The sequence below is a fragment of the Thiohalomonas denitrificans genome, assembly GCF_016841685.1.
GTDB classification, from domain to species: domain Bacteria; phylum Pseudomonadota; class Gammaproteobacteria; order Thiohalomonadales; family Thiohalomonadaceae; genus Thiohalomonas; species Thiohalomonas denitrificans_A.
This window is the reverse complement of record NZ_JAENYR010000079.1, coordinates 1-15,589: the sequence shown is the minus strand read 5'-3', so window position 1 is coordinate 15,589 and position 15,589 is coordinate 1. Positions and strand designations below refer to the sequence as shown.

Annotated in this window: 16 protein-coding genes and 1 tRNA gene; 8 read left to right on the top strand and 9 right to left on the bottom strand. The window is 62.1% G+C overall.

Annotated elements, in window-relative coordinates; genetic code table 11:
- Window positions 1-200 precede the first annotated feature (200 nt).
- Window positions 201-461 carry a 30S ribosomal protein S20 gene (gene rpsT / locus Q7L05_RS14350; RefSeq protein ID WP_303908102.1) on the top strand — a complete coding sequence of 87 codons (261 nt, stop codon included), beginning with the start codon at window positions 201-203 and terminating at the stop codon, window positions 459-461.
- 372 nt (window positions 462-833) lie between these two features.
- Here rpsT and proB read toward each other — a convergent pair whose 3' ends face one another.
- The 4 genes from proB to rplU all read right to left on the bottom strand — a co-directional run bounded on the left by proB (window position 834) and on the right by rplU (window position 4,060).
- Complete coding sequence (gene proB, locus Q7L05_RS14345) at window positions 834-1,961, bottom strand: glutamate 5-kinase (protein WP_303908099.1); 1,128 nt, start codon at window positions 1,959-1,961, stop codon at window positions 834-836.
- Between the two features lie 264 nt (window positions 1,962-2,225).
- Window positions 2,226-3,248 (bottom strand): Obg family GTPase CgtA, encoded by a 1,023-nt coding sequence (gene cgtA, locus Q7L05_RS14340; RefSeq protein ID WP_303908096.1) that lies wholly within the window; start codon window positions 3,246-3,248, stop codon window positions 2,226-2,228.
- Window positions 3,249-3,469: 221 nt separating this feature from the next.
- Complete coding sequence (rpmA, locus tag Q7L05_RS14335; protein WP_303908093.1) at window positions 3,470-3,727, bottom strand: 50S ribosomal protein L27; 258 nt, start codon at window positions 3,725-3,727, stop codon at window positions 3,470-3,472.
- A 21-nt stretch (window positions 3,728-3,748) separates the two neighbouring features.
- Window positions 3,749-4,060 carry a 50S ribosomal protein L21 gene (gene rplU / locus Q7L05_RS14330; RefSeq protein WP_303908090.1) on the bottom strand — a complete coding sequence of 104 codons (312 nt, stop codon included), beginning with the start codon at window positions 4,058-4,060 and terminating at the stop codon, window positions 3,749-3,751.
- A gap of 293 nt (window positions 4,061-4,353) precedes the next feature.
- Here rplU and Q7L05_RS14325 point away from each other — a divergent pair, with 293 nt between their 5' ends.
- Entirely contained in the window at window positions 4,354-5,322 is a 969-nt protein-coding gene (locus Q7L05_RS14325; RefSeq protein ID WP_303908088.1) for a polyprenyl synthetase family protein, read from the top strand.
- A gap of 10 nt (window positions 5,323-5,332) precedes the next feature.
- Window positions 5,333-5,409: transfer RNA gene (locus Q7L05_RS14320), tRNA-Pro, on the top strand.
- A 179-nt stretch (window positions 5,410-5,588) separates the two neighbouring features.
- Here Q7L05_RS14320 and Q7L05_RS14315 read toward each other — a convergent pair.
- From Q7L05_RS14315 to Q7L05_RS14305, 3 genes are all read right to left on the bottom strand, one after another.
- On the bottom strand, window positions 5,589-6,893 hold the full coding sequence (locus Q7L05_RS14315) for a type II toxin-antitoxin system HipA family toxin (RefSeq protein ID WP_303908085.1): 1,305 nt from the start codon (window positions 6,891-6,893) through the stop codon (window positions 5,589-5,591).
- Window positions 6,893-7,267, bottom strand: a complete 375-nt coding sequence (locus Q7L05_RS14310) for a helix-turn-helix domain-containing protein (protein ID WP_303908082.1) — start codon at window positions 7,265-7,267, stop codon at window positions 6,893-6,895. Before Q7L05_RS14310 ends, Q7L05_RS14315 begins: the two co-directional genes overlap by 1 nt.
- Before the next feature lie 137 nt (window positions 7,268-7,404).
- Window positions 7,405-7,575, bottom strand: coding sequence for a hypothetical protein (locus Q7L05_RS14305; protein WP_303908079.1), 171 nt, complete (start codon window positions 7,573-7,575; stop codon window positions 7,405-7,407).
- 64 nt (window positions 7,576-7,639) lie between these two features.
- Here Q7L05_RS14305 and Q7L05_RS14300 point away from each other — a divergent pair, with 64 nt between their 5' ends.
- Entirely contained in the window at window positions 7,640-9,226 is a 1,587-nt protein-coding gene (locus Q7L05_RS14300; RefSeq protein ID WP_303908077.1) for an ABC1 kinase family protein, read from the top strand.
- 186 nt (window positions 9,227-9,412) lie between these two features.
- Here the strand turns inward: Q7L05_RS14300 and Q7L05_RS14295 are convergent, their stop codons facing one another.
- Together Q7L05_RS14295 and Q7L05_RS14290 are read right to left on the bottom strand one after the other, a co-directional pair.
- The gene (locus Q7L05_RS14295) at window positions 9,413-9,646 is read right to left on the bottom strand and encodes a thioredoxin family protein (RefSeq protein WP_303908075.1); all 234 of its coding nucleotides are present in this window, start codon (window positions 9,644-9,646) and stop codon (window positions 9,413-9,415) included.
- A gap of 451 nt (window positions 9,647-10,097) precedes the next feature.
- Window positions 10,098-10,376: a hypothetical protein gene (locus Q7L05_RS14290; RefSeq protein ID WP_303908074.1), complete on the bottom strand. Its 279-nt coding sequence runs from the start codon at window positions 10,374-10,376 to the stop codon at window positions 10,098-10,100.
- A 256-nt stretch (window positions 10,377-10,632) separates the two neighbouring features.
- Between Q7L05_RS14290 and Q7L05_RS14285 the strand changes: the two genes are divergently transcribed.
- The 4 genes from Q7L05_RS14285 to Q7L05_RS14270 all read left to right on the top strand — a co-directional run.
- The gene (locus Q7L05_RS14285; protein WP_303908071.1) at window positions 10,633-13,650 is read left to right on the top strand and encodes an HAD-IA family hydrolase; all 3,018 of its coding nucleotides are present in this window, start codon (window positions 10,633-10,635) and stop codon (window positions 13,648-13,650) included.
- The gene (locus tag Q7L05_RS14280; RefSeq protein ID WP_303908068.1) at window positions 13,647-14,513 is read left to right on the top strand and encodes a universal stress protein; all 867 of its coding nucleotides are present in this window, start codon (window positions 13,647-13,649) and stop codon (window positions 14,511-14,513) included. Before Q7L05_RS14285 ends, Q7L05_RS14280 begins: the two co-directional genes overlap by 4 nt.
- Window positions 14,514-14,555: 42 nt before the next feature.
- Window positions 14,556-14,906, top strand: a complete 351-nt coding sequence (locus tag Q7L05_RS14275) for an SHOCT domain-containing protein (RefSeq protein ID WP_303908065.1) — start codon at window positions 14,556-14,558, stop codon at window positions 14,904-14,906.
- Between the two features lie 106 nt (window positions 14,907-15,012).
- Window positions 15,013-15,589: HlyD family secretion protein (locus Q7L05_RS14270; RefSeq protein WP_303908062.1), on the top strand; the 577-nt coding region annotated here is incomplete at its 3' end.

The following is a 15,589-nucleotide window of genomic DNA, read 5'->3' as shown; positions in this document are numbered from 1 at the left end:
TGCGCGCTGCGCCTTGTCCTGACGTTTTTGGGGGGCTCTGAAAGTATCGCCAAGCTTGCAACAGTACACTGGACGGGGAAACGGTTTCAGAACGGATTGCTCCCCGGTACCGAAACTCTTCTGTTGACAGGCGGCCCCCAAGAACGTATATTTTTCGCCCTTTACGAAGTGCCGAATCTGCAACGCAGGGAGTACAGACGTTGGCTAACTCAGCTCAAGCCAAAAAGCGCGCCCGCCAGGCGCTCCAGCGCCGTAACCACAACATGGCCTTTCGTTCGACCATGCGTACCACCGTCAAATCGGTGCTGAAGGCGATTCGTGCCGGTGACAAAGATGCCGCCGAAGCAGCCTACAAGGCAGCGGTCCCGGTCATCGACAAATCCGCGGGCAAGGGCCTGATCCACGGCAATAAGGCTGCACGCCATAAAAGCCGTCTGAACGCCCGTATCCGCGCGCTCTAGGTGAATCACCGATAACACGGGGTAGTTCTCCCGTGAAAAAAAGCCGGCCTTGAAAGGCCGGCTTTTTTTTGTCTAAGGGTTTTTGAAGACACAGAACACGGCGGTTAACCACGGGGGACACGGGGCGCACGGGGAACTGCAGAGAGATCTGCTGCAGGCAGCGACTATCGGCTGTTTTTCGATGGGGTTCGCGGGGCTCACCCCATCCTACATTCTTGATATATCGTATTAGCCAGGAGCGACACGTTGCTGCCGTGTGCCAGATGAGAGAGAAATCGCTTTTTCCATCCCCCAGGAATTCCTTTCAGGAGTATGACTAAAGCCCGTGTCCCCCGTGGTTTCTTTTTTCTGTGAGCTCTATGCTCTCTGTGGCTAACCCACAAGAACCAGATTATCGCGATGGATGAGCTCCGGCTCGTCGACGAAGCCGAGAGTCTCTTCGAAACGGTGGCTGGGCAATCCTTTTATCTTGCGGGTCTCTTCGGAGGAGTAGTTGACCAGGCCGCGGGCGATCTCGACCCCGTTTTCATCCTCGCACACGACCATCTCGCCCCGGGCGAAATCCCCGACCACTTCTTTTACGCCTACCGCAAGCAGGCTTCGGCCCGCCTCCCGCAATACACGACAGGCACCTCCATCCAGAATGAGACGACCCCGCATCTGCAGGTGACCGGCAAGCCACTGTTTGCGTGCGACCAACGGCTCCTTGTCCGGAAGCAGGAGAGTCCCGACCGAGCGGCCGCTGAAGATTTCCCTAAGGATCCCCGGTTCACGACCGGCAGCAATCACGGTCGCAGCACCGGAACGGGCCGCCAGACGAGCGGCACGCAATTTAGTCATCATACCGCCACGCCCCAATGCGCCGTGACCACCGCCAGCCATCTGCGTCAACTCCGGGGCATTCGCCTTGGCTTCTGAAATCAGTCCGGCATCCGGATTGCTGCGGGGATCGCTATCGAAAAGTCCTTCCTGATCCGTGAGGATCACCAACAGCTCGGCTTCCACCAGATTGGTGACCAGGGCACCCAGGGTATCGTTGTCGCCAAAGCGGATTTCGTCGGTTACCACGGTGTCATTCTCGTTGACAACCGGTACCACTCCGAAGCCGAGGAGCGTCTTCAGTGTGCTGCGGGCATTGAGATAGCGGCCGCGACTGGATAGATCATCGTGGGTGAGAAGGACCTGCGCGGTATGCATGTCGTACTTCTGGAAATGGGATTCATAGGCCTGAACCAGCCCCATCTGGCCGACGGCGGCCGCCGCCTGTAGCTCATGGAGGGCGTGGGGACGCCGCTTCCAGCCCAATCGGCTCATTCCCTGGGCGACCGCCCCCGAGGAGACCAGGACCACCCTGATGCCCTGCCGGCGCAGGGCAGCCAGCTGCTCCACCCAGGTGGCGATGCCCTCGAGGTTCAGCCCCTTCCCGTCATCGGTCAGCAATGCGCTGCCGATCTTGACGACCCAGCGGCGGGTTTTGGCGATTTCCTGACGACTTTTCATCGAAGGGCAAGATACCGGATGATGGAAGTTCGGAAAAGCGTGTCAAAAACAAAATTGCACCGCAGACACGCAGAGGGCGCGGAGAACAGCAGTGAAATCATCCGGGATACCGAAGAAAACCGCATTACAACCGAAGGGCTAAACAGCCAGGCTCGCCTCCCATCCCTATGTACAAAAGCTGCGTTCTCTACGCCTGGAAAATAGGTTCCAGACATTTTCAACCGACTACATCCATGTAGTCGTCTGCGGTTCAATTCTTCTCTGCTATCCCTCAGATTCCCGAAGCTCCTCGAGTCGGGCCATGATGTCCTGCATGAGCCGGTCCGTTCCCAGTTTCGCGATGGCGCTGATGCGATAGACCGGACCCTCCCAACCCAATTGCTGGACGATGTCGTCGCATACGGCGTTACGCTCGTCTTCCGGAAGCAGATCCACCTTGTTGAGCACCAGCCAGCGTTCGCGCCGGGCCAGCTCCGGACTGAATGCCTCCAGCTCGGCCTCGATAGCGCGCACCGCCCCAATCGCATCCGTATCATCGTAGGGCGCGACATCGACTAGATGCAGCAAGATACGGTTTCGGGCCAGATGCTTGAGAAAACGGATCCCGAGCCCGGCTCCCTGGGCGGCACCTTCGATGAGTCCGGGGATGTCGGCGATGACGAAACTGCGATGGCTTTCGATCTTCACCACCCCCAGATTGGGGTAGAGCGTGGTGAAGGGGTAATCCGCCACCTTGGGCTTTGCGGCCGAGACCGAACGGATCAGCGTCGATTTACCCGCATTCGGCATCCCCAACAGACCGACATCTGCCAATACCTTCAGTTCCAGACGCAACGTCCGGTCTTCGCCAGGGGTACCTGGGCTCGATTCCCGGGGGGCGCGATTGGTGCTGCTTTTGTAGCGCGCATTGCCAATTCCGTGAAAACCGCCCTGGGCAACCAACAGGCGCTGACCATCCTTTACCAGATCACCAAGCAGTTCCTCGGTATCCTCGTCGTAGACGATGGTACCGACCGGCACCTGGATTTCCAGATCGGAGCCGCCCTTTCCGGTCATATTGCTGCCCTGGCCCGGCCTTCCGTTTTCGGCCTTGTAGCGGGACTGATAGCGCAGGTCGACGAGCGTATTCAGGTTGCCGTCAGCCACCAGATAGACGCTGCCGCCATCACCGCCATCGCCGCCATCGGGTCCGCCGAAAGGAATATACTTCTCGCGCCGAAAACTGACGCAGCCGTTACCGCCCTTACCGGCCTCGACACGAATGGACACCTCATCGACAAATTTCATTTTCGCACCTGGCGACTATTAACCACGGGGAACACGGGGCGCACGGGGAAAGCAAATGATAGACAGAGAAAACAGACGATACGGAGGTCACAAAGAGCGCCGTTCACGAAGTTGGACCTGTTCTTATCGGATTCCCCGTGTTCCCCGTGGTTCAATTCTGTGCCCAAACAAAAAAGCCCCGCTGTACGGGGCTTTTTTTACAGTACCTGTCGGAGCTCGTCTTACTCGCCGACGATACTCACGAACTTACGGCCCCGCTCGCCTTTGATCTCAAAGACCACTCGACCATCGGCCTTCGCGAACAGCGTGTCGTCTTTGCCACGACCCACGTTCACACCAGGGTGGAAACGGGTGCCCCGCTGCCGGACCAGAATGTTACCGGCTGTGACCACTTCGCCGCCGTAGCGTTTCACGCCAAGACGCTTCGAAATCGAATCGCGACCGTTACGGGTACTGCCGCCTGCCTTTTTATGTGCCATTAGTCTAAATCCTCAGTCTCGTCAGCCGGTGATACTGGTAATTTCCAGCTCGGTGTAATCCTGACGGTGGCCCTGAGTCTTCATATGGTGTTTGCGACGACGGAACTTGATGATCCGAATCTTCTCGCCGCGGCCATGCGACTTCACGGTGGCCGTCACTTTGCTGCCGTCCAGGACGGGCGTACCGATTTTCACGTCGTCGCCATTGGCGATCATGAGAACCTGCTCGAGCGCGACCTGCTCGCCCACTTCGGTCGGCAACTTCTCGACGCGCAGGGTTTCACCCTCGGACACGCGATACTGTTTGCCACCGGTCTTGATTACCGCGTACATGTTGGCGTCTTCTCCAAACCAAATCGTTTTTGTAATCGGGACACGAAAGACTGGCAATTCTAGCGTTTGCCATTCGACAGGTCAAACTCCATAATAGGCGGCGTTTTTCGGGCGGCCCCATAACGGCTGCCTTCTACCCATAAGTCGCTCCGCAGCGGTGCGCTCGGCGCCCACCCGGATCGGACAGGATGCCTGGAGCCGCAGCGTGTATCGGCCCTTTCGGGGGCTCAGTGAAGGATTTATGGGTAAAGGGCAGTTCAATGGGCCGTGTAGCACCTCTGTGACTGGTCCGCATGCAAATCCAAGACGTCTACGCACTTATTGATGACGACCGCCGCGCTGTCGACGAAGTGATCAAGCACCGGCTCTATTCGGAAGTCGACCTGATCAATCAGGTGGGCCATTACATCGTGAACAGCGGCGGCAAGCGGCTGCGGCCGATGCTGGTCCTGCTATCGGCACGCGCTTTCGGCTATGAAGGCGCTCAGCATCACGAATTGGCCGCCGTAGTCGAGTTCATCCATACGGCCACCTTGCTGCATGATGATATCGTCGACGGTTCGGAGATGCGTCGCGGGCAGGATACCGCCAATGCCGTCTGGGGCAACGAAGCCGCTGTGCTGGTGGGCGACTTCCTCTATTCCCGCTCCTTCGAAATGATGGTTAACGTGGGCGAAATGCGGGTCATGGAGATCCTCGCCGAGGCCACCCGCACGATCGCCGAGGGCGAGGTCAAACAGCTACTGAACGTCCATAACGCCGAAGCCACCGAATCAGAATACCTGGATGTCATCTGCAGCAAGACCGCCAAGCTGTTCGAATCCGCGGCGGAACTGGGCGCCGTCATCAGTGGGCGTAAGGAGGCGGCCGAGGCCATGGCGTCCTACGGCCTGCATCTCGGGGTCGCCTATCAATTGGTCGATGATGCCCTCGACTACAGCGCCGCCTCCAGCGAGCAGTTGGGCAAGAATATCGGTGACGACCTCGCTGAAGGTAAGCCGACACTACCGCTTATCTATGCACTGGAACACGGTACCGCCGAACAGGCCGCCGTGATTCGTGAGGCCATCGAGAACGGCGGCAAAGAGCTGATTGAGTCCGTCAAAGAAGCCATTGAAAGCACCGGCGCCATCGCGTACACTTCGCGCTCTGCGAAACGGGAGGCGGAAAAGGCCATGCAATCCCTGGCTGTGCTGCCCGAGTCGCCATACAAGGATGCAATGATCTCGCTCGCCCGGTTCGCGGTCGAACGGACCTACTGATAGTTGTAAACGGGGTGTAGCTCAGCCTGGTAGAGCACTGTCTTCGGGAGGCAGGGGCCGGAGGTTCGAATCCTCTCACCCCGACCAATCCAATCAGAGGGTTATCCCGACACCCTCTTCCCCCTTCATATACCCAGCGTAACCAGATCGTGACTCCGGCTCCTCCAGAGCCGCTACGGCTGCGCGGAAGGCGAATCCGGGAAACTCTCTGTCGTTGGAGTTTTTGACGCCACCGCAGCAGCGATCGAGGTGGCGCCTGGTCGATTTCAGGTGATATCGAGCCGGTGCTCGGCCGCAATCGCGCCAATCCGGGCACCATCGACTCCTGCCTCTTCGGCGTAATCGGCCCACCGGCCAACCACTTGGATGACCTCATCCAGGATCTCGGCGGGCCGCCGCAGCCCGATCGACTCACCAACCGCCACGAGTTCGGCTCGGGTAAAGCCGTCGCGCTTGCCGGCGATCGTCATTTGGTGCTGGTTGGTCCAGCGCCCCTTCGGATTGTGGGCATAAATGACGTCAAATGCGGGCGCCAGACGCCAGACGCCATCTCGTCCCATCAGGAAAGCAATATTCTTGGTATGGTCATCCAGGTTGCGTGCCACCACGTTGAATAGCATGCGCCGATACAGCTGCACCGCCTGACTCTTGGGCAACCGCAATCTGCGCATGACCGTGAAGGCCTGCTCGTAGCCATACACCCCCGGCCGATTGAAGTCGTGATGCGCCACGCCGCACAAAGAGGTCATGTGGACCTTGTCGCCGCCTTCGCGATCGAAGCGCCGGGTCATGAAGTGCGCACGCCCGCTCTCTTCCAGCAACCGGCACTCGGTCATCTCGATACCGGCAGACAGGGCCATCCGGTAGTAGGCATACTCGATCCGGCCATACCCCTCGGTTTTGCCCAGTTCCAGGTCCGCTACGCCATCGAACTTCAACAGCCAGTAGTCATATCCCGGTGGCGCATCGCCCTGACCCGAGAGCACATACCCATCGTCGTTCATCGCGACGACAGCCTTGGGTCGCGCCCCGCCGGCGGAGGTGCCCACGCGCAAGATATCGAGTAGTGCGTCCGCCCGCTCAAGCTCGTCTTCGATCTCTGTGTCGAGGGCGAGCCGTGCGGCCATTACGTCCTGGGCCAGCACCACCAGCTTGGCGATCTCCACCGGTACTGCGGCGTCCAGCCGGTGGTTCTCCGGGGGAGAGAACTCCAGTGCCCCCATCCCTCGCCTCCCCGCGTAGCAGAGCCGCTCGACCGGTGTAAAGCTCCGGGCATCCCTCCCCTGCCGCGATAACCAGGCGTCGATGATGGCATTACCGAACTTGTCCGGCAGCGTGTCGGCCAGAAGGCCGGGAAGACCGAAGAAGGTCTCACGGTTCAGTGTGGGGAACTCATACACGGCTCCCGGCGCACTCTCAGCCAATGGCATCTGCAAGGGAGCAATCTCGAGCCCGGAGCGCAGAAAGTCCGGGTCATACTCGAAGGCACCGACCTCCCGCTCCGGATCCCAAGCGACTGCGCCTACCCGGTCGCCCCACAGATGAACCCAGGCCGTCTTCAGGGTTGCCATTACCAGTCGGCCTCGTCAGGACCGGCGGGCGTACGCCGCTGCCGGGTTGCCGGCGGCTTTCGAGCCCTTGGAGACTTACGTTTCCCCGTGGCCTGCTTGCGCCGAGCACCGGAATGCTGCGCCAGGCCGATGGGACTCATGCGTGGTTCCGGCAAAAAAGCGTCGAGGGAGTCGAACGCTCCCAGTTCACGCAGTACGGCAACCAGGTTTTGAAGCTTGCCGTTCCCCTGCTCCAGAGCCTTGATGGTGCCGACGCTCAATTGCGCGTCGTCAGCCAGGGCCTGCTGCGTCTTGTTCTTCCGTAGCCGCAATGCCTTCAGCCGTTCACCGAGCATCTGGCAGATCGCCGCGTCGCTCATCGCATAATAATCCATCTACGCAGCCTTATTTCTGTCTATATTCACCCCAAGATAGCAAACTTCGATAGATTTTTGGCTCTTCTGAACAGCGGCGACAATTCTTACTTAGTTAGATTGTTGGCTATGATGCGCTTAACCACGGCGAGTGCGGACTAATCGTTAAAGCAGAACAGGTCAAAACAACGGATTCTTATGATGAGTCGCGAAGTAACGATGGTCGGGAACGGCTGTCTTGCCGTTGCTCGCTCCAGCTGTCCCGGAATGGCTGCGCTTGCAAAGCGGACCGCCAGGGTGCCTCTCACTTCAGCGATCTGTCTCGACATGGTGCAGGCTCGTTCAGGTAGCGCGATAGCGGTCCGCTACCAACCTCCTGGATAGGGTGCGGCGATGTCGCGCTCCATCCAAATCCTCGCGACCGTGACGCTTCTCGCTCTCCGGCTCGGGACAGGCCACCTCTTGGGCCGGCGCTCGCTCGACAAAGAGGCCGAGTGGGTGGGCGCCACATTGGAGCACCTGGGTGGCAGTTTTATCAAAATGGGCCAGATGCTCGGTATCCGCGCCGATCTGCTGCCGGAGCCATACCTGGAGCGGTTGCGACAGCTTCAGGACCGGGTGCCGCCTTTTCCAGCCGCCGAGGCTGAGCGAAGCGTCCGTCAGTCGCTGGGAGCCTTGGAGTCCCGCTTCGAGCATTTCGAGCCCGAGCCCTTTGCAGCGGCCTCCATTGCGCAGGTCCATCGTGCCAGGACCCGCGACGGCGCCGAGGTCATCGTGAAGGTGCGCCGTCCGGGAATTCCGGGGCAGGTTACCAGCGACCTGCGCCTCCTTCGCAGGCTCGTGCGTCTGGCCACGTGGCTTGCACCCGGGCTGCGCCGGTACCGCCCCCGCGAACTGGTTGCCGAATTGGAGCGCAATCTTCTCCACGAACTGGACTTCCGGCAGGAAGCCCGCAATATCCGCCGGTTCGTGCGCACGCTGGGTAACCTTCCGGGGATCTATGTGCCCGATGTCGTCGACGAACTCTACAGCGAATCAGTGCTGGTCCAGGTCAAAAGCGGTGGCAGGCGCGTGGACGACCCCGCTGTCCGACCGAAGGGCCATGCCCTTGCCGATAACCTGCTGGAAGCCTATCTGCACCAGTTCCTTGTATTAGGGGCCTTCCACGCCGACCCGCACCCGGGAAACCTGTTTGTCATGGACGACGGTCGCCTCTGCTTTCACGATTTCGGCCTCGTCGGCTATCTCGATCGAGAGCAGCGCCAGGGGATCATGGCTTTCGCTAGCGCTTTGGTCCGTCTCGACGCCGACTGGCTCCTGGACGCCTATCTGGACCTCGGCCTCGTCGGGGGGAGGCTCGACCGGGCCGAGTTCCGGCGCGGCCTGGACGAATTGCTCCGCGACTACGTCGGCTTGCCGCTGAAGGAGTGGTCGTTTGCCGAGGCCTTCATGCGCATAGTCCGTCTCGGCCACGGTCATAACGTCCGGCTGCCGCACCAGTTGCTGGTGCTGATGCGTGCGATCTTCCTGCTGGAGACCTCGCTGCGGGATCTGGATCCGGACTACGACCTGGTGGGGGCGCTCGGCGACCACCTGAGCGCCGGCAGTTCACTGCGCAGCGCACTGCAGCACCTCGAACCGGGTGGCGAACGCATCGAAGCGGAACTGGCCGCACTAGTGGAGCAGCTCCCGGCCGGGATCGCCAGGACGCTGCGGCGGTCCCGACGCGAGGGTTTCGCCCTGCCGCTTCACGTGCGTGGGCTGGACTCGGCCGCCGGGCGCCTGGAGCGCGTCGGGAATCGCCTGGTGCGTGCACTGCTCATCGTCGGGCTTTTTCTGGCCGCCTCGCTGCTGATGCAGCACAGCCTGGGGCCGCGCCTGGTTGGCTGGCCGCTTCTCGCCCTGCTGGGCTACGCTTGGGGGCTATGGTTGACAGTAGGTCTCCTCGTCGAGCTGCGTCGCACCGGGGAGCGCGACTGAGCGCCAACCAGCGAGGACCGACGTCCATGACGCAACTGCTCAAGCTCTCCCTGGGAGTGACCTGCCTAGCGCTGCTGGGGCTGGCGACGGCGCAGGTGGCGATGGTCGTGACTGTGGCCGCTGCGGTCCGCCGCCGCGGACTGGCGTGGTGGTGCTCAGGAGCGTATTGCGGTTGGGCGGCAGCCATCAGCGTTGGCGGCCGGCAAAGAATTCTCGCAGTTCATGCTCGCTCGGTTGGCCGCGGAAAACCACTTCGTCGTCGACGACCAGGTTGGGGGAGTGGCGGATGCCGTACTTCTCGATGACCTCTGGGTGCTCCTCCGCGATGACGAGTTCATAGTCAATCCCCAGGTCCTGCAGTTCGTGTTCGAGATTGGGGCGGTGACTGCACAGGTTGGTCGCAATGACTTTGACGTTCATCTCCGGTTTCCTCCTATTGCCCGCGAGCGGGCGCTGGTCCCAATATCCCCAAGGTAGTTCATTGGCCAGGCGTTTAGCAGGCCACTGCCCCCCTGGTCCCTCAGGGAGAGAGCTGGGGAGAGGGGTTCATTTTCCGCCCATCAACGGCTATTAAAGTCCTTGGGGAGAGGGAGCGAGAAACCATCATTGCGCGAGCTATGGGCTTTGTGGAACGGCCCGGAGGGAGCCCCGCCAAGGAGCCAATGCCGCGTTACGGAACTCCTTCCCTGAAGCCCGTCCTTCGGGCCAGCCTGCGGCTGTTCCAATCCGCTCCCGGCGGATTGGTACACTCCTTGGCAAGGGCGCGCCATTCCTTGCGGAGTGCGCCTTGCCTTGGCTCCTTTGGCGGGGCTCTGAGTGTCACATTATTTCCCGCATGGACCACTTGAGGCTTTGGTGGCAAGACGACAGCTCACTCGTCCTGCTGGTTCCGGTACGTCTGCTCGAACGCGGCGAACTCACCGACGTCCACTTGGCCATCACCGTTGCGGTCCGCCTGCTCCCAGTCGGCCTGCATCCGCTCCAAAAGGCGCTGGTGCTCGCGCACCTCTTCCTGGCTGACCAAACCGTCCCCATCACGGTCGATGCCGCGGTAGCCATATTGGCCCATCATGCCCTGCTGGTTCATGCCGGAACCCGGGCCGGGATCGCCCATGCCGCCGCCCATTCCCATCCCTCCGGGGCCTCCCATGCCTGGTTCTTGTGACTGTTGAGCCAATACAGATACAGAGGTGGCTGCCACGAACAGACCAATCAGAACACTTACAGAGAATCTACGCATGTCTGCCTCTCTTTGCTGTGAAGGGGGAGCTTCGGTCTCCAATCATCTAGCACCGGGAAGCGGAAGCGGCAAGCCAGCTCGCTGGTTTGTCTCGGCGCCCCCCTTGCCAGTGCAGGTGCCTATGCTGAATGAATAGCAGTGGGGCAGAGGGGCAACGGGGGAAAGAGTGCCTGGCAACGGAACCACGGCGAACGCCGCTCAACGCGCAGATCTTCAGGTCGCCGTCTTCGACATGGACGGCGTGGTCACGCGCACGGCCGAGCTGCATGCGGCGGCCTGGAAGGCGCTGTTCGACGCCTATCTGAGGGAGCGGGAGAGCAGGGGGCAACCGGGCTTTCCCCTTTTTCAACTGGAGCGGGACTACCTCGCCCATGTCGACGGCAAACCGCGTTACGAAGGGGTCCGATCGTTTCTTGCCTCCCGCGGCCTGGAAGTGCCCGAAGGTAAACCCACGGACGGCCCGGAGCGGGAGACCATTTACGGGCTCGGCAACCGCAAGGACCATCTTTTTGAACAGCGTCTGCGTGCGCAAGGCGCCCAGGTCTACGGCTCCACGGTCGCACTGATCGACGAATTGCGAGGGAACGGCATCCGCACCGCCCTGGTCACCTCCAGCCGCCACGGCCGCGAGGTACTGGCCACGGCCGGAGTTACGGACCGCTTCGAGGTCATTCTCGACGGCAACGACGCGGCCGACCTCGGACTTCGGGGTAAACCGAACCCCGACATCTTCATCAAGGCGGCAGCCCTGACCGGGCACTGGCCGGAGCAGGGGGTGGTGGTCGAGGACGCCGTGGCCGGCGTCGAGGCGGGCCGGCGCGGACATTTCGGGCTGGTGGTGGGTGTGGACCGGGGCGGCAACCGCCAGGCGCTGGCCGAACAAGGGGCCGATGTAGTGGTAGCGGATCTGGCCGAGCTGAACGCCGAGGCGCTTCAGGCCCACTTCCGTGAACGTGCAGCGGCCCAAACTGCAAAGACATTGGCCTCGCGGACGGCCGCGGCCTGGCGCGTCGAGCAGGAAGGCTTCGACCCGGCACGGGAGCACGGGATGGAGAGCCTGTTTACCGTAGGCAACGGCTACCTGGGCCTGCGCGGCGCTCTGGCGACACCGCTCCCCGGTTCCCAGGCGGACCTGTTCGTCGCCGGCATCTACGACCGCAAGCAGCCGAGCCTGCCCTATTCGGAACTGGAGTTCATGGCCCAGGAGCGCGGCGAGTACGCCTACAGCGAAATCGTCTCGCTGCCGTTCCCGCTGGCCCTGACGGTCAGTGTCGACGGGCAGCCACTTGACCTCGAAAAGGGCTCCTGGCGCGAGCACCGGCGCACGCTGGATCTGGCCAACGGCGTCCTGATCGGCGTTACCGAGTACAGGGACGATCGCGGCCGGCAGACCCGGGTCGAGACGCGGCGCCTCGCCTCCCTGGCCGATCCCCACCTGCTGATGCAGGAGGTGACAGTGACCTGTGCCAACCACGCGGGCCTGGTTCGCATCGAAGCCGCGGTGCGGGAGACCTCCCTCAAGATCAACCATCCGCATCTGCAGCGGCGCGACCTTCCAGCGAGGGCGGGAGTCGACTTACGGGCCTATACGACGCGCGCCTCCGGCTATACCGTCGCGCTCGCCTCGCGCAGCCGTCTCGAAGACGATGTCGAGGATCGAAGCTACTGGCAGCGCGAGGCGAGCCCGGGGGCGTCCCTGCGGCTGCAACGCTACGTCGGCGTGTTCGACAGCCGCCATAGGGACGACCCGATCGAGGCCGCTGTGGCGCACGTTCAGGACAAGCGGTGGGAGTCGTTCGACCAGGAGCGCCGGGACCACGAAGCACGTTTTGCCGAATTATGGGAGACGGCCGACATCCGCTGCGAATCCAGCCCGGCGACCACCCAGGCGCTGCGCTTCAACGCCTATCACCTGCGCATCGCAGCGGACCACGATCCGCGGGTCTCGGTGGGCGCGCGCACCCTCTCCGGGCGCGCCTACGAGGGCCACGTCTTCTGGGATGTCGAGGTCTTCATGCTGCCCTACTATCTACGCACTGCGCCCGACGTCGCCCGCTCACTGCTGCTGTACCGTTACCACACGCTCGATGGCGCCCGCCAGCGTGCACGTGAGCTGGGCTACCGCGGGGCCTGTTATGCCTGGGAGTCGACGGTGACCGGGGCGGACACAACCCCCCGGCGAATCGTGCTCAAGAGCAGCGGGAAGGAGGTGCCGATCTACACCGGTTATGAACAGGTGCACGTCAGCGCCGATATCTCCTACGGCATCTGGCGCTACTGGCAGGCCACCGGCGATGCGGAATTCCTGCAAACCGCCGGCGCCGAGATCCTGCTGGAGACGGCGCGCTTCTGGGCGAGCCGCTGCGTGGCCGACGGCGGCCGCTACCACATTCGCGGGGTCACGGGGCCCGACGAGTATCACCACACCGTCAACGACAACGCTTACACCAACTGGATGGCGCGCTTCAATCTGGAGAAGGCGCTGTGGGTCAAACAGTGGCTGGCCGAACACCACCCTGAACAATGGGCGTCGCTGCAGGCCTCGCTCGCGTTGCCAAACGAAGAGCTTGAGGCTTGGCAGACACTGATCGGGGATCTGTATGTGCCCCGCCCCAATGCAGAGGGCGTCATCGAACAGTTTGAGGGCTTCTTCGACCTGCGGGACTACCACCTGTCGGCTGCTGAACGGTTCCGGCCGCCGTTGCAGCGCCTGTTCGAGGCAGAGGCGACCAATGCCAGCCAGATCATCAAACAGGCCGATGTGCTGATGCTGCCATTTCTGTTTCCCGAGGTCTGTTCCCGCGAGGTGTTGGCCGCCAACTACGACTACTACGAACCGAGGACCGACCACGGCAGCAGCCTGTCGCCACCGGTACATGCGGCGTTAGCCGCGCGCCTCGGCCGTCTGGACGATGCGCAGCGCTACTGGCGCGAAAGCCTCTGGCTGGATCTCTCGAACACCATGGGCAACAGCGCACTCGGTGTCCATGCTGCCTCCATGGCGGCCACCTGGCAGGCGCTGGTGTTCGGTTTTTTGGGTGTGCGGTTTTTCGAGCAGGGCCCGGTGGTCTCCGCGGAGGCACCGCGGCGCCTGCTTAACGAGTGGGGTACGTTACACGTAACACTGCTGGACCGGGGGCGTGCCTTTCCCCTGAAAATCGAACCCGGGGAGGAGAGGCCATGAAGCCGATCGCCGACATTCTGATCCCCCTCGATGGTTCACAAAGGGCGCTCGACGGCCTCAGCGTTGCCACCTGGCTCGGTGCCCGTCTCGAGGCCAGATTGCACGTCATCAACGCCGGCCCGCGCTGCCCGGTCGATGAGGCATTGGCCCGCCTCGGAGTGGACGAGCACCAGCGACCGCAGCTGGAAATCCATCAGATCGAGGAACCCGCAGCCGCTGCGATCCTTTCGGCAGTCGAACGCTATCGGATCGGTCTGGTGATCATGAGTGCCTTCGGCGAGAGCGGCCCATCGGATGGCTCCCAGGCGGTCGGGCATATTACCCGTGAGGTCATCGAGCGATCAGCGGTCCCCGTCCTGGTCCTCCCACCCAATTACGAACCGGCGTTTCCCTGGCGCTCGACGCTGGTACCCCTGAGCGGTGAGGCAACCACGGACGAATCCCTGACCACGGCCCTGCAACTCGCCCACCGGCTCGATCTCAACGTGGCCATTGCCCATGTCGCAGGCCCGGCCGGACCCGGGGAGAGCGCGATGCCGGGACGTTACATCGACCAGGTGCACCACGAGTTCGCCCAGATGCTCAACCAGCTTGTGGCCAGCGCCTGTCCCATGTGCTCCATAGAAGAGCGGGCCCGCATCGAAGCCTTTCACCTCACCCAGGGTGATGTCGGCGATGAATTGATTCGGTTAGTGGAAGAGAAGGGCGTGGGCCTGCTGGTGCTCGGCTGGCACGGCCGGTTCATAATCGGGCATGCCCGGGTCCTCAAGCGGCTTATGTGGCAGGTCCGCTGCCCGATACTGCTGGTGAAGCCGGCGCCCAAGCCCCGCTTTCGGCTTAAGGTGGGGGAAGAGTTCGAGTGACTCGAACGCCCCCGCCTGCACTATTGGGCATAGCCCCCTGCCATGAACGGTGATGTAATCGAAGAGGAGGTCGATCTTGCGGGCGATTTCGTAAAGCTGTTGGTCTGCCGACGACGACCGGAAGCGACCATCGCTGGGATAAAGGAGAGTGTTCGTATGTGGGGTTGGGATCACATGAATGGATACGGTGGGTGGGGATTCGGTTGGATATTCATGATCCTGTTTTGGGTGCTCATTATCGTCGCTATCGTCGCCCTCGTCCGTTGGCTGTCGGTGGGCATCGCGGGAGGATCCCGAGACAAGTCGGCTCTCAGAATTCTGGAAGAGCGCTACGCGCGCGGCGAAATTGGTGAGGACGAGTTTCGCCGGAAAAAGAAGGATCTCTCATCCTGAAACGCGTCCGGGGGGACGCCCTCGCGTACCACATGCGTTCGGCATTGCTAGTCTGAAAGAGCCGCACTCGCCTACGAGAGGCACGTGCTCAGGAGGCCCTTACGCGATGTTTCGGCAACGGATATGGCTGTGGACGCTGCTTGCCCTGGTGGCCCTCGGGGCGGGGTCGTACCTGCTGTTCATCCTCTTGCGGCCGGAGCCGCTTCCGCCCGGGATTCTCTATGGCAACGGCTATATCGAAGTCACCGAAGTGGAGGTGAGTGCCGAAGTCACGGGGCGCATCGAGGAGAGCGGCCTGGTGGAAGGGCAACGTGTCGAGAAGGACGATCTGCTGGTACGGATTCGAAGTGCCGACATTCAAGCCAACCTGGGGGAGGCGCGTGCTCAGGTGGAGGCGACCCGCGCGGCCATGGAGGCGCTCCGGCAGCAGTTGGCCACAGCCCGGCACCATCTAGGGACGGCGGAGTCGGAAGTCACGCGGTATCGCGAGCTGCGGAGCCAGGGGCTGGTGACCCCGGAACAGCTGGATCAGGTGCGGAACCGATTCGAGGAGGCCCGAGGCCAGGTGCGGGCGCTGGAGGCGCAAATCCGCGAAAGCGAGGCCCGGCTGGAGGCGGCGCGCCGGCGGGTGGAGGTGCTGGAACTCCGACTGCAGAAGGCCGAAATCCGCGCCCCGATCAGCG